The sequence below is a fragment of the Photobacterium kagoshimensis genome, assembly GCF_050337045.1.
In the GTDB taxonomy this organism is placed as follows: Bacteria; Pseudomonadota; Gammaproteobacteria; order Enterobacterales; family Vibrionaceae; genus Photobacterium; species Photobacterium kagoshimensis.
Window position 1 is genome coordinate 231,716 of record NZ_JAKJSO010000008.1, and the last position, 24,458, is coordinate 256,173.

Below are 24,458 nucleotides of genomic sequence, written 5' to 3' on the forward strand. Positions count from 1 at the left end.
TAAAATGTTTGATTACTTTTTGCTGGTATACATTTCATGCCATCGGCTTATTGCATCGATTCCAGCCTAAATTGCTGGGAATTCTTCCATAAACACCATTGGGTCTCACCTGAATTTTCACAAACGCAATGTTTTGCTTCATGGCAACGCTGCGTTAAACAGTGCAGCGCTACACATTGGTCTCCACCGCATGTGGCGTCTGGTTCTACCCTCAACTCCCTAATAAAGCGTAATGAGAACCTTATCCAATGTGCGACCACAGTTGTTGAAGATACCTTTGATCTGCTAGTTCATGAACCTATTGTATTACTCATTACTGACGACAATGGCTGTGTGTTAAAGCGAATCGGACACCCTGATTTAGTCGATGAGTTAGAAACCTTAGGTATAGTACAAGGCTGTTTTTTTTCAGAAGGTAAAATTGGCACCAATGCTATTAGCTTATGTATAGACACTCACCTTCCTTCTGAAGTCTTTGCAGCTAACCATTTCAATCGTTCACTGCACCCCTACGGTGCCTGTGCCGCACCAATTTTTGATTCGTTCGGGAAACTTCGTGGCACCATGGCACTGATAAAAACCGCCAACCAATATCGCCGCGAAAACAGTGTGATTGTTACCTCGTGCGCAAAAGAGATCTCGCTACAACTGCAACTGCTGTATGAACAAGAGAATATGAATCGGCTAGTCAGCATGCACAATGCGACGGTCGCATGCATGGATGATGGCCTATTAGCCTGGGATGCCAACCAGCGCATCACTATGGTAAGTCAGCAAGCAGAGACGCTTTTTCAGATCAGCGCCCTAAATGTAATAGACAAAAACATCTTTGATATTATTCGCTTTGCGCCCAATATTTTGACCTACTTCGAACAACATGAAAACGCCTATCGCAAGCTGACCACCGTTGAAGTCAACAACGCCTTCATTGAAGCAATTTTATCAGTCAGCCAGTTACAAGATGGCTCAACCCTATTATTTATTCACCCTGTTCACAAAATTCGCGAGTTAGCCCAACAGCAAATTGGCGGCAGCGCTAAATACACCTTTGCCACCTTGCCTGCACGTTCAAAACAAATGAAACACTTAATTACCGTGGCGAAACGCGCGGTGAAATCCAAGTCCCCTATTTTACTTTGTGGTGAGGAAGGCGTTGGGAAATCATCACTGGCAATGGCCATTCACAATGAGTGTGAGTTCAAATCTGGCCCCTTTATTACCGTTAACTGCCGTACCCTTAGCAGCGATACGATGAGTAGAGAAATACTGGGGGTTGATGCTGATAACGGTTTGCCGTCTAAATTTGAGTTAGCACACGGCGGCACTTTGTTACTTGAAAAGGTGGAATACTTAAACCAAGAACTTCAATCTGTGCTCCTGAAATTATTGAAAACAGGATTAGTCAGCCGCAGCGATAGCCAACGCTTAATCCCTGTAAATTTCCAGCTTATTACCAGCACCTCTTCTGATCTTAGTGCGTACGTCGCACAAGGCTCTTTTGGCCGTCAGCTCTACTACGCAATTTCTAACAATGAACTCACGCTATCACCATTACGCCAGCGTAAAGAGGATATCGCCTTACATATTGAACACCTTTTGGCTGATTACGAAAAACGCCACCAAGTGCACATTCAGATTGATCCTGTGGCGTTAGATGTATTGCTCGCATTTGCGTGGCCGGGGAACGATCCTGAGCTAAAGAGCCGTATGGAACGGTTACTGCTCAACCGCAGTAGCAATCGGATCCAACTCAAAGATATTCCCGATCATATTAAGCACAACCCAGATGGACATCCTCAACACAACTCACCCATGTTGACCCTTGAAGCCTTAGAGAAGAAAGCCATTATTCAAGCGTGGGATACTTATGACGGTAAGATGTCTGAGATGGCCAAAGCGCTCGCTATTGGTCGCACTACGCTGTGGCGCAAAATCGATAAATACGGTTTGAGTGAAAAACTCCGTTAATTCATCAGCTGTTAATTTATAAGCCCCTAATTCATAACTAGTTAAGGGCCAAACACAAAAAAGCCGCCAGACTAGTGGCGGCCATTTCTTAAGACTAGAAATAAGACTAAAACTTACACTTAAACTAAAACTAAAACTTAACTATGACGTATCGTCTCTTTTAACGCTGGCAGCAATGCTGCACTTGCACTGAATTTACTCAAGCCAAGTGATAATAGCGTTTCTGTCGCCTTGGTATCCCCAGCCATTTCACCGCACATACTCACACTGATCCCCGCTTTGTTAGCAACATCACATGTGTGAGCAATCGCGCTGATCACGGCTGGTTGGAAGTAATCGACTAACTCAGCAATCGCACTATTACCCCGATCCGCTGCCATCACATATTGAGTCAAATCGTTGGTACCGATAGAGAAAAAATCCACTTCTTTGGCTAAAGCTTCGGCATTGAATACCGCCGCAGGCACTTCGATCATGATCCCAACAGCCAAACCTGTATCGCTAAGCCCCAGTTGCGCGCATTGTTGTACTAACAGTGCTTTCACTTGCTGCACTTCATCCACAGTCGCAATCATTGGGATCATTAGCTGAATATTTGGCTGCTCAGCATGCGCTCGTAATATTGCCCGCAGTTGAGTAGCAAACAACTCAGGGTGTGCCAAGCATAAACGTACGCCACGTTGCCCTAAGAACGGATTCTCTTCCGCAGGCATCGGATACGCTACTAACGGTTTATCGCCACCCACATCTAAGCTACGAATTGTGACAGGTTTAGCACCAAAAGCCGCGGCGATATCACGATAGACTTGATACTGCTCTTCTTCACTCGGCAACGCATCACTTTGCTGGAATAAGAACTCGGTACGAAATAGTCCTACACCTTCTGCGCCACACGCCAAGGCTTGCGCGACATCGTCAGGCCCACCGATATTGGCTAACACGCTAATCGTGTTGCCCGTTTTAGTGACTGCTGCCGCTTGCGCCTTAGCCGCATTAGTTTCAATGTCATCACGCCACTGCTGACGTTTTAACTCTAGCGCCTGTGCAATATCAGCAGTAGGAGCAAACCAGAGGTGCCCTGCGAATCCATCCAGTATCACTGTGTCTCCTGCATGAACTTGCTCTAAACACCCTTTGGTTTTCACCAAGGCGGGGATCCCCATCGCGCGCGCCAAAATAGCACTGTGTGAGGTTTTGCCACCTTCACTTAAACAGATAGCCAACACCTTAGATTTATCTAAACTCGCCACATCTGATGGCATCAGATCACGGGCAAATAAAACGACAGGTTCAGTCAATGTTAACGCTGAGCCTTTGTCACCCGTTAGCGCAACCATGACACGACGAGTAATATCCCGAATATCCGCTTCACGTTCACGCATGTACTGGCTTTCAGCGGCCGCATATTGCGCTGCTAGCGCCTCCATCACCGCAAGCCATGCCTGTTCAGATGTGACATGGTCAGCGACCATTTGCTCTAACGCACTGATGATCTCTGGATCCGCCAACATTAACCCATGCGCTTCAAAAATAGCACCGTGTGGCCCAGCGGCTTCGGTTGCGAGCTCTTGTTGAACCTGCGCAATAGCATTATTCAACGCGGTCATTTCAGCGGAGGCCCCCGCGAATTCACGCTTCGGCACTGCAGGCATCGCGACACTTAAAATCGCAGCTGGTGCAATTGCGACACCGTCACTCACACGGATCCCCGCTAACGCGCCTTCAGGTGCCGCATTTTCTTGGCTCTGTACCAACGTTTCTTCAAGGTTTTCACCACCCTGTTCGCCGAAGCAGCCCTCACCAACAAGCATGCTGCCCACTTGCGCAGTTTCACCAAAATGATCATTCGCAAGCTGGGTAAAGGCGTCAATCGCTTGCTGTGCCATTTGACCATTGGCTTGTAAACGGATCAACTCACCACAACGTACACCTAATTTAGCGATACTGTTTAGGCTCTTGGCGTTTGCTTGTTGCTCGCCCTTAAATAGTGCTAAATCCGCATCAAAACTGGCGAGTGCACCGACAATCGCAGCGGCAGGACGTGCATGAAGTCCATGTGGGTTTTGTACCTGCCATTCAAAACTGAGGGTTAAGCCACCAGAGTTCTGTGGTGCAGTTAATGATGTTAAGTTTGAGTCATCCTTGTCTAGGCCATCTTGTGGGCCATCCATCGTTTCACCAAGGTGCGCTTTTTTTACATTAAGCGCACTGCTGGCTTCAGCGATAACAGCTTCGCGCGGCAGACCTGCTGCTGCCGCGACTGATGCAGCCATAGTGCCTTCAACGATTGGCGCTGAAATCAGCGAGACTTTGTCGACTAACTCAGGGTCAAGCAACTCAAGCGCCATTTCTGTACTAAGTAAGGCGCTTCCTAAGTCCATTAGCACAACAACCCCATCGTCATCACAGACTTCCTCAATCGCAGCCATCACCGCAATCGCGTCAGTACCGATAGGATTTTCAGGGTCATCAACGCCTGCGGCAATCGCAATATTAGCCTTGCCTTGAGTCATTTGCGTGGCCAGTTCGACCACGCCCTGCGCCAGTAATGTACTGTGCGATACTACAACAATACCCACCATGGTTTAGCACCCTGTAATGGCTTGTTTCAATGCTTTGATCATTAACAAAGATGACGTCGCCCCCGGATCTTGATGACCAATGCTCCGCTCACCTAAGTAACTCGCTCGCCCTTTTTTAGCCCGCATTTCAATGGTTGCTACTGTGCTTTTCTCAGCAGTTTCGATCATCTCATTCAACAAGTGATCACCACTGGCACCTTGCTCTAGCGCTGCTTTAAGGTGCTGTAACACTGGTAACCAAACGTCGCACATTGTCTTATCGCCTAGCTCCGCTTTACCACGAGAAACGACACCATCAACACCACTTTTAAGATCGTCTACCAGCTCTTCAAAGCTCAAGACTTCACGGGCGCCCACAGAAGCAGACATGCGAATAAATAACGTGCCATATAGCGGGCCACTCGCACCGCCAATACTTGATAGCAGCGTCATACCGGTATTTTTCAAAATGGCCGCGATATTCTGTTCTGCCACTTTCGGTAACGTTTCACGTACTTTAGTAAAACCACGGTTCATGTTCAGACCATGGTCGGCGTCGCCGATGTCTCGGTCTAAATCCGTTAAAAAGTCTTGGTTCTCGGCGTAGGTATCTGCGCACAGATTCAGCCAAGTAATGATATGTTGTTTCTCAATTTGCATAGCCATAATCACTTACCCCAGGTCATCGCCGCTGTGTTCACTGGTGCATCATAAAGCGATAGCATCTCTTCATCTGCTTGCAACAAGGTGATTGAAATACCTTCCATATTTAGCGAAGTACAGTAGTTACCAACAAGGTTACGCGCAATACGTAAACCCGCCTGCTCACAGTTTTGCGCTAGACGGCGGTACACACCGTAAAGCTCAGATTCTGGTGTCGCGCCTAAACCGTTAACCAATACGATATAGTCTTGGTCGGTATTGAAATCATTGATCTTAGTTTCAACTTCATCCCAGTCACCGCTTTCGCGATTCCAAATACGCTGCGTGCGGCTATAGGCCGCGTTATCCATAATTTCTGCAAACATTTGATCGACCAGCGTATTCGCATCTTCATAAGCACGACGCTCAATACCCGGTTCGCCGTGGATGCCAACCCCAAACTCAATTTCATTTTCTTCCAGCACAAATGATGGCTTACCCGCAGCAGGCACAACGCACGCACTCAGAGCAACACCAAATGAACGACAGTTGTTATTAATACGACGCGCCAATACTTCACATTTATCTAAATCGTAACCTTGTGCAGCTGCCGCACCCACCATTTTCTCTACCAGTACAGTACCCGCAACACCACGACGACCAGCGGTATACAAGCTGTCTTTTACCGCCACATCATCATCTGTTAGAACAGCGCCAACACGCACGCCATCGGCATGTAACAACTCAACGGCAGTTTCAAAGTTCAGTACGTCGCCAGTGTAGTTTTTAATCACAAACAGCACGCCTTCACCGCTGTCGACTTTCTGGCCACACTCGTACATTTGATCTGGCGTTGGCGAAGTAAACACTTCACCAGGACAAGCGCCCGTTAACATACCTTCACCAATGAAACCCGCATGAAGAGGCTCGTGACCGCTACCTCCACCAGAGACCAAAGCAACCTGTTGCTTTTTAGGTTCATGCCACATATAGCGTGGCTCATAACTGACTTTCAGCTCTGGACGAGAAAGCACTAGACCTTCCATTTGCTCTTTCACGACATCTTCAACACGGTTAATTAACTTTTTCATGGCTCAGCACTCTTGTTAAATGGGATTGTTGATTGATTCCTTTCGCAGCGAGTTTCAAACTATTTGTCGCTGGGATGTGGTTCCATCCTAGATCTCATGAACCATATGACAACGCAAAAATATCCGTTTCATTATGAAATGAACTACCCAACCAAAACGTTTCATAACGGAACAAGATTGATAAAAATCTAACGCTTCGTGATCAATCACACGCTATTTTCATTCACTGCCCCAATAGCATTTATATTTATGTTCATATACAAAACTATTCGGTAAAACCCGATCATTCCAGTGCGCTCCCCACTCAAAGCAAACACAATATAATAACTTGAATATAAAGGGATAATTTCTTAACCATCACTAATATCGAGCGATTGCCACAGACGCTGATACCGAGCAAACAATGAATTTTTGTGACGCATTTTGCAAAATCATCAGGATCAACCTCGCATAAAGTTTAGCCCTCCAACTTAAAGAGTCATTCAAAAACAGCTCAAAAAAACGGAACAAGAGCCAATGGCGAAGGCCTAGTGAAAATCGACAGAAGTAAGACAGATAGCGCGCGTAGTGGTAGTCAAATAGCGCCACAGTGTTTCATTACGGAACGGAATAAAGTGGTTATTGCTCGTTGCCTCATGCCCTCGCTATTTTCCTAGTCACAAGGCACTTGAAAGCATTTCTTTTGATCTAAAGCAGATTATTGCAGGTAAACATCAACAATCATTCGATGAAAGTCACATAAAGAGTTGAAATCATGAGTTAACATAAAAACACATTCTATATAAAACTATAATTTTCAGATGGTTAGGAGTTAACATGGGATTTTTTGATTCAGTAGTGAAAGCAGCTAAAAGTGCGGGCGATGCAGCTAACAATGTAGCGATAAGTAAAACAGAAGAAGCATGGAAAAAAATGTCGCCGCTCAGCACTGCAAGATTAGAAGATTTAGTCAAAGAGCGAACGGTTGAAAACCAAGTTGGTTTTATTGCTCTAATGATGTTTTATAAAAAAGATTCTTCGTCTGCTCAACGTATAATCCAGAAGAACAGAGAATTAGTGTTAAGCAAGGCTAAATCAACCAGAAAAAGAATTGAATTAACCGAGAGCCGAGAAATTAATGATTTAAGAACGGTACTAACAGATGTACTAAATCGCTTTAACTAAAAAGGATTTAATGGTGGGTTAGTCAAGTGGCTCGCCATCTTTCGTTTTACTAATTTGGCTAGGTTATTTCATCGATAATCATCGTTGAACCCACGATTGCCTACCCACTCACGATTAGAGCCACATATGTCGCTAAATGTTCGCGTGACATAAACCCCAAATGCCACACGTTCCGAATTTTCCTTAATCGCTTTGCTAAGCCTCAGTTTTTACGGCTGAATTTACAAAATCAATAAAGTGCTGTTTACCAGTGCGGTTCCCATAAGCTTTAGAAACTCGGTTCCACCATGGCATTCCAGGATGAGGCGTTCGGGTATATTTTATGGATTGCGCATCAAATTCGGTTAACAAACCACTTCGTTTAGCATGGCGATATGCCAGTGAACTTGTAAATATGATGATTTCAGGTGCAATAACTTTAGCTACTTGGCCCACAACACCTTTGCTAACATCAGCATCAAGTTGAGATACCTTAATTGATTTACCCGTCTGTTCCGCTGGTCGCTGAAAGTAGTTCAGAAATGCGATACGACTAAATGCGGTTGAACTCGGATGAAAATCAGCCTCACTTTCAAAGAGCGCTTTCTCTATGTTTCTGTATATCGTTTTGGACTTAGATTTCCATTTGCTCTTTATACCGTTGGAAATAATATTTCGCGTCTTAATCCAGCCATTATCTTCTTTATCTGATACGGTGACACCCGCGTACCATTCTTCAGGGTTATGGTGATAAGTACTTCCAACATCTAAATAGTGGCTTTCACCAATCACTAAAATCTTGACTCTCGATGCGGCATATTCACAACCAACCCAAGGTTTCAGATCGGGGTAGATCTGATAATGACCAAGGCTGTCTAATGCTCCATCAAACTCATTTGAACAATAATTCACTGTTATAATTTCCTCCTGAAACTCGCCTTTTCTACTCGGACTACTCTATCCGAGCTTAGCTAGCTGATCTTTACTCGATAAAGCGTATTCACTTTTTTCTCTACAAAGTATGACCATACATGTTTAAACACAGCATGCTGATTTGGAAACGGCGCGAGTTCTAATGCTTCTTCTAAAGAGCACCATTTATAGTCAGTGTGCTCTTCATTTAAAATAACCGCCTGTTTCGGTGGACACATAACCACAAAAACAGGAATTAACTCAATGACATTCGCGCTAGGCTCATAAAACTGCTCTAAAAATTGAGCGTTGTACAAGTTTACTACTTCTATTTGAGTTTCCTCTTGAAACTCTCGAACAATAGCATTAATACCGGTCTCACCGTCTTCTATCGAACCTGCAACATGGCACCAGAAGCCACCTTTCACTCGTTTCATTAACAGCATTTTTGTTTCACCGTTAAATTCCGATAGCGCGACACCCGAAACGATAGATGTATTTACTGGGATCATTGTTACCTCTGATGTAATATTTTGAGATTAGTGGGCCTCTCCACAAAAATATACACATTACCCAATTGGAACTAAAACCCCAACCTTAGGACGCTATCTTGACCGCTTAATTTATATTATTTTCAATGTAGCTTGGGATATCAGGGTCTCGAATAATAAAGCCGACATCGAATCTGCATATTCTAATGATGGCGGAGTGCGTTTTATGCGCATACTTTCCATATAACAGACCGCTCCTACAAAACATAAATACTGGCTGGACACTTTTCTCACCAAAGAAAATCGCCAAGTACAACATCACCTTGCATGTATGGCATATTGTTTACGATAAATAGGCAATTATTTGCTCTTTATTTCGCTTTAAATATTCAATATCAGCGATATAAGCCAAATGATGTCCATCCTTGATATTTGCTATAAATGCTTTGTTGCCCTTGGCTGCTTCATTATGGATAAAATCAACTAAGGCTTGTACCCTCAACACCATGGTGTCTACTAATTGAATACGATCTTTATATGATAGGCCATAAGAATCACAGAATTGCTTTGCACGAATGGATTGATCTGTTACATCACCTAACGAATCATATGGATTCGTTTTAAAAGGCGCCCAACAATAAATAGCATAAGCCACGTCCCAAATCCTAGGTGCAGGATGAGCCGTATCGAAATCAAAAATACCAACAACTGTATCTTCCTTTAATGCCACGTTGTATGGGGCATAATCACCATGACAGATGACTTCTTGCGGCTCTCTTATAGGTAAACGCCACCTTAAATCTTTGCATTGTTCACTTTGAACAAAGGATACTGTTGCATCATGATACTGACTTAAAAGTACAGCAGCAGAACACAATGCTTCAGTCGTCGAGATAGCACCAACTAGAGGGTAATTGTAAGCATCACCCCACACATAAGATAAAACCTCATTCCCATTATCATCAAAACCAAATGATTTTGGCGCACCATTAAAGCCCTCACTTTCGAGATGAGACAGCAATTTATGGATTGAAACAGACCAAAAACCACTTGGTCGATACACTTTATCTTCCGAGCGAAAAATGAGCCCTTCACGCCCGCCTTGAAGTTCTTCCATCATAGTCCCTTATTGTGAAATCGTTCCAAATGCTCACTACCATCACTTTTTTGCTGCCAACTGCACCGCAATCAAACAGACCATAGTAACCACATAAGCCAAAACCAAAAGTGCCATAGGTTGGCAATGGTGTTCACCCAATTAATTAGCCCTACTCAAACCCTAGGGCTAACATTTGTACGCACAACACCAAAAAGCATTATCGCATGACTCATGGTTAACAGAACAAGTGAACCTTCCATTTGAGAAAATACTACACGACTCGCTGGAAAATCAATGTTCTAGCATTCACAAAAAGAGACTCCAAACACTCATGGACTCAGTGCACTTGAAGGCCATTCTGACTAACGAAGAGGACGCGCTTGTTAGTCTACTTTTAGTCGACCGCTAACGCGTTTGCCGCTTGACGCCCGAAGGCTCATATGTGTTATTAGCTGTTGCCGCTAATCTTTATATCCACATTTTGGCGCACCAATTAAACCTTCATCAAATGAGATAACGCAATCAATATAATTGCTTCCCCCTTCTAAATAGAAATATTCTAAAGAAAAAAAGATATCATTATTTTTTGATGAAAATGATTCAACAAAAACACCTGAGGACTCGTTAAAGATTAACTCTTCATTACCAACAATTACTGATTTTATTTTAAGACTATCAATAACTATAAACTCTGGAGTACTTATTTTATCAATTTCGAGTATAGGGTTTACTTCCATGTTATGCTTCACGACTCTTACAATAAAGTCATTAACTCTATATGTTTGAACTTTATCTATCGATGCAGGTAGAACACTCGAACTTGCAGAAAAAGAAAATAGTAACATGCAACAACATGATATCACCTTAGACATCATAAATTTTACACCGTAAGCATATAAATTACTGAACATATTTAACCCTCTTATTAAGCTCAATAAATAGACATGCACCTTACCTTCTGATCTAATGAATTAACCATAAACACAAAAGATTGAAAGCAGTATGCGTGATATTCAAATACGACACAAGTCGCTGGAAAATCAATGTCCTAACATTCACAAAAAGAGACTTAAATCACTCATGAACTCGGGCACTTGAAGGCCATTCTGACTAACGAAGAGGACGCGCTTGTTAATCGACTTTTAGTCGACCGCTAATGCGGTCGATAGAATCCACTTTGCCGCTTGACGCCTGAAGGCTCATATGTGTTAAATGGTTTGGATACTTAATGTTCTGAGATCAGTGACCAACGTTGCTGATTATCAACGCTTAAAAGCAGTAAGCGCATATTAAAGTAACTACCATTTGATACATGATCACGAATTACAACAATCAAATCCTCAATTTCATCATTATTGAGGTCTCCTCTACCAATAATACCAACCTCTTGATATCCGCCAATGTGATAATACGTAAAGCTTGACTCGGAGTTTTTTTTGAAACTCGTAATAGGTGTAACATCAGACCAATACTTTAGCTCTGGGTTTTGATTACTTCGTTTCGACTCTGCTGATGAAGTTATAAAAGATAATGCCTTCGGCCAAAAGTCAGGAGAACTTTCTTTTAGTATAGGAATAGGTAAATAGCTTAACTTCGATGGTTTTGCACTTAACATTAACCTTGATGCTTCACACATAACCTTTAGCTCAAGATAAGCATTCATCTCATATGGTTTTACTGTTTGTGCTTCAGGAGATGAGCCTATAAAATAATCATCACAAGAAGATAAACTTAACTCATGCCCGCCATTTTTCTTAACTATTATTTCAGAATACCAAGGTTCTTTTATTAACGTTGATAATTCTTCTACATTACTTAACTCCACATTGGAAGATAAAAGCTCAGGTAAAGTTAAGCCATCGGCCAATGATACAGGTATTTTTTCAATTGCATTACACGCATTAATTGAAAGCATGGCTATGAAAGAAATTGGAAAAATAAAAAAACGATATAATTTATTGCTCATTTTTAACCTTCTTTTTTTTAGCTTCTTCTCTTTTTTTCTTGTCTGCTGCCGCCTTCAAAATTAAATTTTTTACATATTTATTTCTTTCAGCTGAAACAGGCGGCTTTCTATTGGATTCATTAGCCGCCGCTTCCCAATCTTGAGATTTTATTACTTTTTTAAAGTTAGGCCACTTAGTATTCAAGTCAGTCATACCAACATTAAAAATGATATCAAAAAGAGCTAGTCTAACTTCAGTTGGATATGTTGCAAAACTAGGAAAAAGAATTTTCAACTCACTCTCAAAACTATCTATATGCTTGTTAGTTAAAGTATCAATTTCCGTATTTAGAAGTTTTAAACTAAAAAACCTCTTATAGTAGCTAGAAACTCTATTTTTTAACTGTTTTTTTACAGATTCAAAATCACTTTTTATCTCGTCTTCAGTCGCTGATAATCCATTTGTTTTTTTGAAATTGATTTTTTGTGCACTAGCAAGATCTTTAATTAAATGTCCAACACCTACTGTTACATAACCTTTCGAATCAAGGTACATATGATTAACCTTGCCCTCATAATTTTCCAGTTTTGCCTTTAGTGTTGCCTTTTCAGTTGCAGTAACCATATAACTTTATAACCATCCACTATGTCTGATTATAGTTAGTCTCGATATATCATCATGTTATGGTCAATATTCTTCCGACACAGATCGGATTTTTTACCATTTAACGCCTTGCTAAGGTGCGGCTAAGCTATGAAACTCAACCAAACCAAAAATGCCAATGGATAGCCGTCACTCTTTAGCAATTTGTTATGGTGAGGAGTTCAAAGGTCTCAACCAGTTCATGAGACTCCGCCACGGCGCTTACCACGACTCGCTGGAAAATCAATGTTCTAGCATTCACAAAAAGAGACTCCAATCACTCATGGACTCAGTGTACTTGAAGGCCATTCTGACTAACGAAGAGGACGCGCTTGTTAATCGACTTTTAGTCGACCGCTAACGCGTTTGCCTCTTGACGCCCGAAGGCTCATATGTGTTAGCTGCTAAGAGTGAGTGAAATAATTTAGTATAGCGTTCTAATCAACTTCAAGACCAAACAAGATATAAAAATTACAATTGACATTAACAAACTAATAAGGGAAAAAGAATAAGGGCCATAGCCAGATCCACCAAAACGATACTGTATACTAACGAGCCCATCATCTAAAAGAACACCAATATTGAAAAGTAGCAATACAACAGTAACCAGAAGTATAAGACAAAAAGCAATCTTAGTCTTCAAGCTCATAACATGTTCTTTTTTAATTGGTTCTTTATAAATAGCCATACTAATTTTAAAAACAAACCAACTCAACACAAGCAAAAAAACTGACAATGTAAAGTTAATCATCATTGAACTTGATAACACTCAGTTAAAAGTGACCACTGCTCATTTGATAACGAAACAGTTACAGAACTATCATGTTTGAAAACTTCTTCAGCAATGGCTGAGGCCGTAAATCCATTATTTGATTTCAAAAGAACCTTAAATGAAGATATACTTTCATTTCCATCTATATTTACAACTGCATGAGGCTTAATACCAACTGCAACCTCATCAAATTTATATAACTGTTTTAATTTATCAGATGTTTCCAATAATATTTCTTTTTTAATTACTTCTGTTTGACTTGACTCATGAATCATAATGCAATTTACATGCACCGTTGCACTTAACGATGCGGATGCTAATATTGATATTAAGAAAATTAAAGTCCTCATTTTAATAATAGACTCCTTTACCCACAGCTTGGCTATTTGCAATTTGCCACTTCAATCTATCCTCAACCTCCCAAGCTGTTTTCTTAACTTGTTTCATCGTCTTATCCTCAAGTAACTTAGCAAGTCTTTCTGTAATCTTATATTCTTTATCTAACCTATCAAGCGCATAGCTAACGGCTAAGCCAACAACTATTGCTAATACTACTGGCGCAGCCGCAATTGTTGTAATTGCAGTTGTTCCTGTTGCAAACACTGCCCCAACGATACTTGATATACCGATTTTTATTAGAGAAACAGACAAGTCTGCGACTAACTCATTTAATAAAAATCTATCTTTAAGGACATGCTGAAGTACGATTAAAGGAACAGTTAGAAAAATGGTAAGACGTGCCCCCTGTATTGCTGACGTTTTTATTCCTTTTTGCCCTACGAACATATCCACAACTTTTGCATTATTGCTTAAATATTTTATTCCAGTAAATATTTTACGCTGCCCTGGCCTACCTTTGAAAATGACATATTTTTTGCCGTTAACCTTTTTCTCATATGCTCGCCCAGTAAAGCCTAAATCTTTTACAAGCTTGCGCAAAATATTGGAATCTAATGAAGCTGCGACATAACCACTTGCTGTTCTTAACCCATCAACATAATCAATATTCTTTGTTTTAGCTAATTCGACCATGTCATTTTCGCTTACCACATACAAATAATGATTACTTGACATTGAATTTCATTTGAGATGACGGTTTTATTCCATTGTAATTATAAGCACTCATATTAACCCCTCACATAAAAAGTTTATTGTAATTACTCTTTACCCTTAGAGGTGTTTTAATATTTTGATTTACGACTCATATCAAATTACCTAAACAGCCATAGCAGCTAACGAGGCTGTAGAATTTCTCCTCGTCCGTCTCAATTCTGATCCTATCGCCATTTCAGCACTATATGAACTTGAACGCATTAACTCATTGTGATCTAAATTATTCGCAATGAGACACGGTTATGCCCAACTTCAAAACCGATTACTCGAACCAAAACATGTTCGTCCCTGTCATCATCGATGAACAACTCATCCCCGGCACTATCGAGTATGCGATTTCCCACATTGTCGATAATCACCTCGACCTCTCGCCCTTTTAATACGCACTACCACGACAAGAACGGGGCTTCAGCCTACCACCGTAAACACAAACCCAACGACGGAATGAAGAGTGCCAAGCGTTGGGAATCACTCTGAAATGCTTTGTTATGAGTATGATTTAAATGGTGTGAGATCTATACCTTCGATGTCACAAACAGCGTTAACTGTTGGGTTTGCACAAAGCCGTCTCAAATACGCTGCTAGATGGTTAAAAGTAAGTGGAGACTTCTCTATTGGTAATGACCACTCCGCGAGCATAAACAGGAAGTAATCGCATGCAGTTAGCGTATCACCAAGCAAGTATTCACTGTGCTCAAGTTGGTCGTTGATAATGGATAGCGCATCCGCAATTCTGTCGTCTTGTGCCGCTACAACATTTGGAATAGTAGCTTCATCATTTGTATGACGATGAGGATAATAGCGAACCATCAGTTCTGCTTGCAGTGTGTTATTCAGAAACGCTAGCCATTGATAAAATAAAGGACGCTTAGGGTCTCCTAAAGATGGCATTAAATCTGATTCAGGGTGCAATTCGCAGATATGCATGCAGATGGCTGGACTTTCGAATATTGGCTGTTCGTTGACAACTAACGTTGGGATTCGACCTGCAGGATTAAGCTTAAGATAATCCGCAGATTTTTGAGAGTTTGATTTTTTATCAACTAATAATAATTCATAGTCCGCATTCAAGTGATGAAGCAAAAAATGAGGAGCTAGGCTCGCGTTGTTAGGATAATAGTAAAGTTTGAACAAATTTAACTCCTTTTCTCTAAAACTACGGATACTCATATGTGTTATGTGGATCTAATTGGTGTTTGTCTGTAAAGATTTGCCTAGCATTTGATCTACAACTGGTATCATCTTAGTCTCTACACTATCAAATTTTGTCAATGCTAAACCACCCTTTCCATTAAGGTGAAATTCCCCATAACCAATTTGTTTATATCCCTTATACAGCCTCAATTCTGCGTGTGATAGATATGGAGTAAAATCCCAAGATCTTAATGCTGTATACGTAAGTCTATATTCACACGACTGTGGTACGGCATCACTTACTTGAGTGGTGATTCCATGATATTGCAACCTGTCCTCAACTACAGGAAGAAACTCTTTTACTTGAACTTTTGAATTTCTTTCTATACAAACATGAGACAATTTATATTCAGTTGAAACTGGGTCTACTTTAATGGAAGTACAACCAGACAAAGCAATCGCTGCAACAACAAAACAGATTTTTGTTTTCATATTAACTCTCAACATATAATTAAAACTAAACCGTAAATAATATAACCATTTCAACTTTCAATTATTACTCAACTTCAATTATGCAATTACCCCTCGCAAATACATATAATCAATCAATATGACCACAGAACCAATAGAAATGAGAAGTCAGAACATACCGTAAGAACTAACTCAACTGAACCAAAAAAGCCACAGGTTAGCTGTCAGCTTGAACAGTTTGTTAGGGTTGCATTAGTCTCGGACTCTCACAGTTAACCCTAAGACTGCATCCATAGTTGCGATTAGGTTATAAGCTATATAGCTCAGAATAACGATCGGCATACTGATAAATGGATTCGTTTCATTGTCAGCCATTTTTAATGCAAGCAAAATAATTCCAATTAAGCATATAGCAATCAAAACGAGTAACCCCGCACCTTTGGCCTTTAGAGACAGCTCATCTTTCTTTGCGGTAACAGAAACATCCAATTCAGTATTGCCACTTTCTTCATTCATATTGAACCTCTTAACTTTCTAGTAACCCTCACATTCACATCTACGCCACTGCTGCACCTATCTACCGCAGCGAGTATCATTCCCGTGTGGCATAAACGATTCGCATGCGTAAACCCCTCACTCAGCTTATCCATTCTTATTCGTGCTAAGCACCAACCGTATGAAAGCAGCATTATATCAAAACGTTCATTATTAAACCTGTTTTTTGTATGGGTATTTGGACAAATCAAGAAAGCAAAAAGAATAGCTAGGCACAGGAGTGATAGCCTTTCTTTTTTTGATTGAGGTAGGGAATAAGTTCGGGAGGTTGAGCTTCAAGATTTCAAGATTTCGAGGTTTCGAGCGTATTACAACGTGGCCTGAACCTTAATCGTCATGGTGATCTGCATGCTCTGCTTTGGTGCCAATATTGTTAGGCTTTCATGGTTTTTAGTCGTATCAAATGGTGTTGTAGCCAGCGACGCTAATTCTGAGTGGGCATTTACCGCTTGGCTTTGTGGTTCTAAACACAGAAAACCCGCTTGCCCTTCGGGTTTATACACTTGCAAGTAATGGCATGGGCTGGTGAGCGTGACTCGTAAGCCGTTATTGTGGTTCAAGGTGGCTGTTACTCCCGATTTATCCATCCGATAACCATTGTTTATCCATGCGTTGGGGATAGGTTTGGCTTGTTCAAAATCGAATACTGTGGAAATAGCCGTTGTATAATCGCTTGGCAGATACGTTGCATCTTCCCGCCATACGCCAAGCGCCGAGAACTGCACCTGTGTATCGGGTAAGCAATAAAAGAAGGGATGAAAACCCGCTCCGAACGGGAAGGCTTCCTCGCTAAGGTTGGTCACTGTCATGGTGACAATCAGGCTGTCTTGTTCTAGCTGAAAACGCTGCTTGGCTTGGTAGTGACACACACTTTTAATGTCTGACGTCATCACTAATTCTAGCCATAACTCTTGCGGGTTCTGCCGACACAGTTGCCATTGGGTTAACCAGCCATCACCGTGTAAAAAGAAATCGGGATCCACTTGTGAATTAATCGGCAATGTTACTTGGCGTCCCTGCCATTCAAAGCTGTTACCTCGAATGCGGTTCACCATGGGCACCATAGGGAACATGCTGGCTTCCGCCGCGCTGTGCTCACTCAGTTTTGTTCGTGGCCGCAGAATATCGAAGGCATGTTCTTCACCTTGATTGCAGACATATTCGCATCCATTGTTATACGTGTATTGGAAGGCATCAATAACTCCACCCCGCTCATTAATTACCAGTTTTAATGTGTGATTTTCGAGTGTGTGAGTTGCCATAAATTAACCCTTCTACCGTTGTGATACCGTGCTACTTGTTAATTAACTCAATAAGTAATTAGCCCGAAATCTGCTTATAAAAGCTACTGTAAATGGATGATGGTTCGCGGAGTGATAGCGAGGTCACAGGGATTACTAAACACTTATTACTAAGCTCTAATAACTAAGTACTTAGGACTAAACATTTATTACTAAACACGGCTCCTAAAAAGTGGTTAGTAATAGGGTTAATGACGCGGCCAGTAAAGCGACTTTGATTAGGTGGTAACAAACAATGATGACCAATACCTTAAGGTTCAATGGCCATAAGGGCCTTAACAACCAACAGGTACGACAGTATAACTGCCGTATCATCATGGCGTTGTTGTATAAAAACAAAGGGATGACCAAATCACAACTGGCGCAGGCTACACAATTAAGCATTCCAGCGATCACCAAGATCATTGCTGCACTAATCGAACAAGGCCGCGTTGAAAATACCGTGTCGCCACACGTTAGCAAGGGCAACTTTAAAGGCTTGTACAATGTATCGCGCCATCGCCCCGATACCATTTGTCTTAACGTGTCCCCAACCCGTATTCAGGCCATTATGGTCGATAATGAGATTACCCCCTGCTCTGCATTCATCAATCAAGCCATTGCACCCGCTACGCCAGAGGCACTCATCGACGATATTGTTACTGTGATTGTTGCCTGTCGCCAAGTGAACCGCACTACACCGTATCGGTTGTCGATTGCGGTACATGGACAAGTGGATACTCATGTTGGATCGTCAATGCGGATGCCACAAGCCCCGTGGACACAAGCCATAGAGCTAAAATACATTCTCGAACAACGTTTACATGTTGATGTGCTGGTTGATAATGATTGTGTGATGATGGCACTGGCAGAAAAGTGGTTAGGTGGCCACAGTGGGCAAGATTTCTGTGTACTGAATATCGATTACGGGATCGGCTCTTCGTTCCTGATCAACAATAATATCTACCGTGGCAAAATGTTTGGCAGTGGGCAAATCGGTCACACTAAAGTGGCAAATAACGGCATTATTTGTGGTTGTGGCCGCGAAGGATGTTTAGAAACCGAAGCCAGTTCAAAAGCCTTGTGCGAGCGCTATTCTCAACAATCTGCGTTACGCCGTCACAGCAAGGCAGTTAATACGGGTGAGAGTACGCACTATCCGCAAACACTCACGTTTGATGATTTTGTTCTGCACTATCAACAACACGATCCTATCGCCTTGGATGTCGCCCACCGCGCAGCAACTGTGCTTGGCCAAGCTTTGTATAACTTTCTGATCACCCTCAACATCAATAAAATCATTCTGTACGGCAACACCTGCGCCTTGGGTCAACCTTGGTTAGACACGATCACAGATCAAACACTCACGAATCCGTTTGAAGATAAGAATGCCCGCCGCCAAGATCAAACACTGGTGTCGTTTGGTCAGCTAAGCCAGATAGAACGAGTGATGGGCATGAGCTATTTGTGGGTTGAGCAGGAACTAGATAGTTTGTTTCTCGCATAAAAAAGATCACCGCTGGGGTGATCTTTTTCCGTTATGCTGGTTGTTATTACTGTAGCTGTCACTGTTACTGTTACTGTGATTATCCAGTTGCTACTTGTATCGCTTTTTACGCTTGCGCGTTCACTTCTTTGCCTAGATTAGCCGATTGTGCCACCAGCTCTTTCTCTAACTCTTCTAATGAACGGCCTTTGGTTTCTGGCACACGGCGATAAATGAAAACAAAGCCACAAGCACAAATAACGCCGTACAGTAAGAAAGAACCCGATGCGCCTAGCCCAGCGTTAAGCAATGGGAAGGTGTATGTAAGTGCGAAACACGCCACCCAGAGTGCAAGCGTACTAACTGACATGGCGGTACCACGTACTTTGTTCGGGAAGATTTCAGACAGTAAGACCCAAGTCACTGGTGCTAATGTCAGCGCGTAGATAGAAATCGCCACCAGCACCAATAACAGCACAGGCAGTCCTAGCATGCCGAATGCATAAGCCGCAGACATTAAGCCGTAAATAATGGTTAGGCCAAATGAGCCAACAATCATTAATTTACGACGGCCGATTTTATCAACAAACGGAATCGCTAAAATCGTAAAGACCAGGTTGATTAAGCCCGTGGCTACAATCGATTTCAAGGTGTCGTTAATGTCAAACCCAGCGGAAGCAAAAATCTCTTGAGCGTAATTGAAGATCACGTTGATCCCACACCACTGTTGGAACGCTGCCAACACCACACCAATGATCAAAATGGGTTTTACATCTGGCTTTAACAGCGCACTAAAAGGTAGCGAACGGGTTTCGGCTGACAGCGTACTTTCAATTTCTGCCACGGTGCGGCTAGCATAGCTTTCACTACCAATACGACGTAACGTGCCTTTGGCTTTTTCTGCCATGCCCATTTTCACTAACCAACGTGGCGATTCCGGCACCACAAACATCAAAAGTAAAAACGCGAGTGCTGGCACCAATTCGGCACCAAACATGTAGCGCCAACCCATTTGGCCGTTCCATGATTGTAAAATGTCGGCTTGTGCCGCGCCCGATGCCACAGGCTCTGCAATCATCAAGTTAATGATTTGCGCTGCTAATACCCCAATCACTATGGTTAGCTGGTTAATCGCCACAAACTTACCGCGTTTTTCCGCAGGTGCGATTTCGGCGATATACATAGGTGATAACGCAGAGGCTAAACCTATCCCTATCCCGCCAATAATGCGGAATATAACAAAAGCATTAAAACTGCCTGCCGCGGCGGTGCCCCATGCTGAAATCACAAACAAGAGTGCCGCTAAGATCAAAGGACGTTTACGCCCGTATTTATCAGAGACAGTACCTGCGATGAACGCCCCTGCCATACAACCCAGCAACGCCGAACTCATTGCCCAACCCGACAACGACGCACTAGTAATATTAAAGTAGGCTTCATAGAAGGGTTTTGCCCCACCAATAACCACCCAGTCGTAACCAAATAACAACCCACCGCAGGCAGCAACCAGGCTGATGAGCCAGATATTTCTCATGTTGAGTTGATCGCTTGTCTTACTCATAATCAATCCTTGTAGAGGTACACGTCTATTCAAGTTATTGTTTTATGGTCACCTCAGGCGATAGATCACCCGAAGTGACCTATCCATTACATTTGACCGTAGCGGCCAAAGGCGTAGCGATGTTGCGCGACTTCTTTAAATAAGTTCGCTTTTGTATGTGCTGGCGATTGGGTTAACAATGCCTGCAAGGTGTGTTCAAACGTTAGTTGCTTATCTGTTTCGGCTTCTTCTGTGCTGCGAGCAATGTGGTTACCTTGCGCCGTTATCAAGGCCAACCCCAGCAGCCCCATGGCTTTCACGAACAAGCAATGCTGTTGATGCTCGGCCTGTAAATCGCCATCAAACACAATCAAGGCTGGCAGCGATACCGCGAAGAAGTCCGTCTTAACGGGTGTATCCGCTTCTGCGTCAGCCCACGCCACCATATTTTCATACAGTGAAACCGCTTTTTCAGTCTCACCCAACTGATACAATGCCGCAGCTTGGTAGAACAAGTAATCCGCAGGTTGATCGTTATAATAACGGCTTTGCCCTATTTCTTGTTTACCCTGTGTAGCACATTTGAAATGTTGAGCAGCCAATTGATGTTGATCTAGCTGTTGGTAGCAATAACCTAGGTAGTAATACAGATCGTTATCGGTTTGCCCAACTAAACGCCCTTCACCCAAGTTATGCGGGTAATGCAGCGCAGCTTGTAAACATGTAATCGCATCGGTATAGGCATGCTGGTTTATCAAGCTCAGTGCGGTGCGCAATTTGTTCACCACAAACTGGCCAGTAATGCGTCCTTCGCCTCCTTCCCATGGATGAAATTGCCTTGTTGCCAAACACTCAGCAGCCTGTTCTAACTGCCCTGTGATATTGCACAAGTTGAGCAACTCTGCGGTTAAATCATCCCGTTTTTCAACCACCTCTAAGTGCGATTGTAACAGCGCTAATCGCGTTGCAGGCTCAGTCGCTACTGCTTGATGAAGAAAATCTAACTCGTACAAAATACGGGCATCATTAGGCGAAAGTGCAAACGCTCGCGACATCAACTCAATGGCTTTCTCTGGATCTTGGCATTTGTTGTATGCATGAACCGACAAGTTACGTAATACCGGCGCATAGTCAGGGTTGAGGTGTAAAACCTGTTCCCAGTGACGTACAGCGCGAGAATAATTACGTTTGGCGTAGAAGAAGCAACCCAATAAGTACTGAGTAAAGTAATGATCGGGGAAGGCATCCAGCACCCCAATTTCTGTCAAGGTATTAGGGAACAACACATTATCAGCGAAGGTCTCTGCCGCCGTGTCTAGCCAGGTTGTCACGTTTGTTGCAACACTCGTTTTAACCCCAGTTTTAACGTCAGTTTTTAGATCAACGTCAGCACTAGCGTAATCATCAGATAAATAAGCTTGGTAGATACAAGTCATCGCGCCTTGGCTATCACACTGCGCCAATACGGTTTTTGCACTGTCCGTTGCTCCAATCGACAAATAGAAATTCACCAGATGGATCGCATTGGCTTCACGCCCGTTCATTAAGTGCTTAAAGGCTGCTAAATCCGTTATCGATTGGCTGAGTTGATATTGCTCAAAAGCCAGCCCATAGCCCAGCGGCTGAATCACTTTTTGCGCTTTAATAAAGGCAGCCGCTTCGGTGGTGCGGTTCAGCGTGATCAGCAAGTGCGCTTTCAGAATCGCAGCTTGATAATGCATACCGTTAAGTTGTAAAGCACGGTTCGCATAATCCAGCGCTTCCCCCCAACGAGATTGCTTAGTCGCAATGCGAGCGGCGGCATAAAACCCTGTATCACGGCAGTTAGCACTCCACGTTGCCTTAAAGACATCGCTAAAGGCATGGTCCAAGTGGCCTAACTTCTCATTGGCACAACCACGCAAGTAACTCGCTTTGCCGCATAACGGGTTCTTATTGAGTTGATGAGCTCGCGCCAGTGCGGCATTGGCGTAGCCAAGTGTTGCGGTGTAATCGGCCCCTTCATACGCTAGCGATGCCATTGCCACATTGGTTTGGTAATGGTTCGGATCGCGCGTTAACGCTTCTTGGTAATAATCAACTGGGCTTCGCGTTGCATGATGGTATTGCTGAAGGTGCTGGCCGATGAAATACAAGGCTTCAACACTGTCGACGTCAGCAGGTAATGCAGGCGGCGTGGCAGGCTCTGGTGTTGGTTCGTCCGTTGCGGCGATATGTTCGCTATAAGATAACGAGCTGAAACCATCCGCAGATGTGACTGTCATGGTTAAACGGTTTGCTGTCGTGAGTTCACTCTGATCTATAAGACCGACACATTGACCAAAACATTGACCATCAAGCAAGCATTCCCCTTGGCGAGTTTCACCCGGCATCATGGTTAATGACGTTTCACACAGGGTATGCTTACCGTCTGAAATCACCAGGGTGTAATCAGTTATTTCTGCAATGGCGTACACTGCCCACGCTAGTTTGCCATTTGAGCGTTCAAGTTTTATCGCCACATCGGTATTGGCATTATGTACATTGCCAAGATTACTGTATGGCAAGAAATGCTGAACAAACACCTTCTCTTCATGGCTATCGATCCATGTAAAGTCGGGTTGGTTGTCGGTAAAGACACCTGTCATTAATTCAATGTAGGGGCCATTGGTATCGGTGAGTTGACGATCCCATGCAATACCAAAATCGCAGTTACCCCAGGTCCATTGTTTTTTACCCGGTGAGACATGGTGATTGGCAACATGAAGCAAACCGCCCTGCTCGTCGTGGCTGTATGCGCCCACAAAGTCGTAAGCCGATTTATCCGCCATATAAGACGTTGGTACAGGCAGGTTTTTATAGCGCGAGATATCGGTACCTGGCGAGTAATCCACTTTGTAATATTCGCCCGTTGCGATTGGGAAATTAGAAACATCGCGCTTGCCGTGATCGTATACCGCAGTGACATCAGGCGGGAAGATACTTTGATGATCGTCACCCCCTTTAACGGCCGGGTTCGACCACCACAAGAATTGACGGGGTGTTTCGTTACCGTTATAGACTTTACCCGTGATCTCAATCAGCGCTTTGTTTGGGTAAACCTTAAAACCCGCCATGATTTGTAAACCGTACATGTGCTCGACTTCGCCCATCCACACAGTCACAGCGCCATCATCATGATGCTCTATGGTGAAATCAGTCGACATGAAAGTCGTCGGGCGGTGATGTTGCGGCCAGTTAAATTCGATACCACCAGAAATCCACGGGCCCAATAAGCCAACCAAAGCGGGTTTAACCACTTCGTTGTAGTACACAAAGTCACGTCCTTTTACCTTGTCATACGCGCGATGAATACGGCCACCAAGCTCAGGAAGTAGCATGATTTTGATGTAATCATTTTCGATATACACCGCTTGATAGCTTTGATCGACTTTTTGATCCGTAATGCTGTCGATGACACCGTAAGGATAAACAGAACCCGATGAGCCTTGATAAACTCGGTTCTCTAAAAACAGTGGATTGGGATCAACCTTGCCCGTTGGGTAAGTAGGAAGAACAACCTGTTCAACCCAAGCTTTTGCATTCGTACTCATGACTTATAACCACCTGTAAGCCGTTATGATTAAGTTATGA

The 24,458-nt window shown here is 43.0% G+C and carries 20 protein-coding genes and 1 pseudogene; 4 read left to right on the top strand and 17 right to left on the bottom strand.

What is annotated here, in order from left to right; translation table 11 throughout:
• The first annotated feature begins 36 nt into the window (after positions 1-36).
• Positions 37-1,968 (top strand): dihydroxyacetone kinase operon transcriptional regulator DhaR, encoded by a 1,932-nt coding sequence (gene dhaR, locus L4C35_RS01610; RefSeq protein WP_428461233.1) that lies wholly within the window; start codon positions 37-39, stop codon positions 1,966-1,968.
• A gap of 137 nt (positions 1,969-2,105) precedes the next feature.
• Here dhaR and ptsP read toward each other — a convergent pair whose 3' ends face one another.
• Genes ptsP through dhaK form a run of 3 tightly spaced genes read right to left on the bottom strand, consistent with a single transcriptional unit; the run spans position 2,106 to position 6,262 of the window.
• Positions 2,106-4,550, bottom strand: a complete 2,445-nt coding sequence (gene ptsP / locus L4C35_RS01615) for a phosphoenolpyruvate--protein phosphotransferase (RefSeq protein WP_428461234.1) — start codon at positions 4,548-4,550, stop codon at positions 2,106-2,108.
• 3 nt (positions 4,551-4,553) lie between these two features.
• A complete protein-coding gene (dhaL, locus tag L4C35_RS01620) occupies positions 4,554-5,195 on the bottom strand; it encodes a dihydroxyacetone kinase subunit DhaL (RefSeq protein ID WP_428461235.1) in 642 nt (213 codons plus the stop codon).
• Between the two features lie 2 nt (positions 5,196-5,197).
• Entirely contained in the window at positions 5,198-6,262 is a 1,065-nt protein-coding gene (gene dhaK / locus L4C35_RS01625) for a dihydroxyacetone kinase subunit DhaK (protein WP_428461236.1), read from the bottom strand.
• Between the two features lie 816 nt (positions 6,263-7,078).
• On the opposite strand from dhaK, the gene L4C35_RS01630 reads away from it, so the two are divergent.
• Positions 7,079-7,426 (top strand): hypothetical protein, encoded by a 348-nt coding sequence (locus L4C35_RS01630; protein ID WP_428461237.1) that lies wholly within the window; start codon positions 7,079-7,081, stop codon positions 7,424-7,426.
• A 195-nt stretch (positions 7,427-7,621) separates the two neighbouring features.
• Here the strand turns inward: L4C35_RS01630 and L4C35_RS01635 are convergent, their stop codons facing one another.
• The 8 genes from L4C35_RS01635 to L4C35_RS01670 form a co-directional block, all read right to left on the bottom strand.
• Positions 7,622-8,317: a hypothetical protein gene (locus tag L4C35_RS01635; protein WP_428461238.1), complete on the bottom strand. Its 696-nt coding sequence runs from the start codon at positions 8,315-8,317 to the stop codon at positions 7,622-7,624.
• A 59-nt stretch (positions 8,318-8,376) separates the two neighbouring features.
• On the bottom strand, positions 8,377-8,829 hold the full coding sequence (locus tag L4C35_RS01640; protein WP_428461239.1) for an NUDIX hydrolase: 453 nt from the start codon (positions 8,827-8,829) through the stop codon (positions 8,377-8,379).
• 322 nt (positions 8,830-9,151) lie between these two features.
• Entirely contained in the window at positions 9,152-9,925 is a 774-nt protein-coding gene (locus tag L4C35_RS01645; RefSeq protein ID WP_428461240.1) for a phosphotransferase, read from the bottom strand.
• Positions 9,926-10,368: 443 nt separating this feature from the next.
• Positions 10,369-10,644, bottom strand: coding sequence for a hypothetical protein (locus tag L4C35_RS01650; protein WP_428461241.1), 276 nt, complete (start codon positions 10,642-10,644; stop codon positions 10,369-10,371).
• Between the two features lie 488 nt (positions 10,645-11,132).
• Positions 11,133-11,873, bottom strand: coding sequence for a hypothetical protein (locus tag L4C35_RS01655; RefSeq protein WP_428461242.1), 741 nt, complete (start codon positions 11,871-11,873; stop codon positions 11,133-11,135).
• Positions 11,863-12,477 carry a lysozyme family protein gene (locus tag L4C35_RS01660; RefSeq protein ID WP_428461243.1) on the bottom strand — a complete coding sequence of 205 codons (615 nt, stop codon included), beginning with the start codon at positions 12,475-12,477 and terminating at the stop codon, positions 11,863-11,865. Before L4C35_RS01660 ends, L4C35_RS01655 begins: the two co-directional genes overlap by 11 nt.
• Positions 12,478-13,245: 768 nt before the next feature.
• Complete coding sequence (locus L4C35_RS01665; RefSeq protein WP_428461244.1) at positions 13,246-13,617, bottom strand: hypothetical protein; 372 nt, start codon at positions 13,615-13,617, stop codon at positions 13,246-13,248.
• A gap of 1 nt (position 13,618) precedes the next feature.
• The gene (locus tag L4C35_RS01670; protein WP_428461245.1) at positions 13,619-14,341 is read right to left on the bottom strand and encodes a hypothetical protein; all 723 of its coding nucleotides are present in this window, start codon (positions 14,339-14,341) and stop codon (positions 13,619-13,621) included.
• Between the two features lie 281 nt (positions 14,342-14,622).
• Between L4C35_RS01670 and L4C35_RS01675 the strand changes: the two are divergent.
• Positions 14,623-14,797, top strand: a pseudogene (locus L4C35_RS01675) (transposase); the annotation flags it as partial.
• 69 nt (positions 14,798-14,866) lie between these two features.
• Here the strand turns inward: L4C35_RS01675 and L4C35_RS01680 are convergent.
• The 4 genes from L4C35_RS01680 to L4C35_RS01695 all read right to left on the bottom strand — a co-directional run bounded on the left by L4C35_RS01680 (position 14,867) and on the right by L4C35_RS01695 (position 17,802).
• Positions 14,867-15,514 (bottom strand): glutathione S-transferase family protein, encoded by a 648-nt coding sequence (locus L4C35_RS01680; RefSeq protein WP_428461246.1) that lies wholly within the window; start codon positions 15,512-15,514, stop codon positions 14,867-14,869.
• A gap of 51 nt (positions 15,515-15,565) precedes the next feature.
• Positions 15,566-16,006 carry an Sbal_3080 family lipoprotein gene (locus L4C35_RS01685; protein ID WP_428461247.1) on the bottom strand — a complete coding sequence of 147 codons (441 nt, stop codon included), beginning with the start codon at positions 16,004-16,006 and terminating at the stop codon, positions 15,566-15,568.
• A 231-nt stretch (positions 16,007-16,237) separates the two neighbouring features.
• Positions 16,238-16,501 (bottom strand): hypothetical protein, encoded by a 264-nt coding sequence (locus L4C35_RS01690; protein ID WP_428461248.1) that lies wholly within the window; start codon positions 16,499-16,501, stop codon positions 16,238-16,240.
• A gap of 347 nt (positions 16,502-16,848) precedes the next feature.
• Positions 16,849-17,802 carry an aldose 1-epimerase gene (locus L4C35_RS01695; protein ID WP_428461249.1) on the bottom strand — a complete coding sequence of 318 codons (954 nt, stop codon included), beginning with the start codon at positions 17,800-17,802 and terminating at the stop codon, positions 16,849-16,851.
• 274 nt (positions 17,803-18,076) lie between these two features.
• On the opposite strand from L4C35_RS01695, the gene L4C35_RS01700 reads away from it, so the two are divergent.
• Positions 18,077-19,327, top strand: a complete 1,251-nt coding sequence (locus L4C35_RS01700) for an ROK family transcriptional regulator (RefSeq protein WP_428461250.1) — start codon at positions 18,077-18,079, stop codon at positions 19,325-19,327.
• Positions 19,328-19,433: 106 nt separating this feature from the next.
• Here the strand turns inward: L4C35_RS01700 and L4C35_RS01705 are convergent, their stop codons facing one another.
• Positions 19,434-20,867 (bottom strand): sugar porter family MFS transporter, encoded by a 1,434-nt coding sequence (locus tag L4C35_RS01705; protein WP_428461251.1) that lies wholly within the window; start codon positions 20,865-20,867, stop codon positions 19,434-19,436.
• An 86-nt stretch (positions 20,868-20,953) separates the two neighbouring features.
• The gene (locus tag L4C35_RS01710) at positions 20,954-24,418 is read right to left on the bottom strand and encodes a DUF5107 domain-containing protein (protein ID WP_428461252.1); all 3,465 of its coding nucleotides are present in this window, start codon (positions 24,416-24,418) and stop codon (positions 20,954-20,956) included.
• Positions 24,419-24,458: the final 40 nt, after the last annotated feature.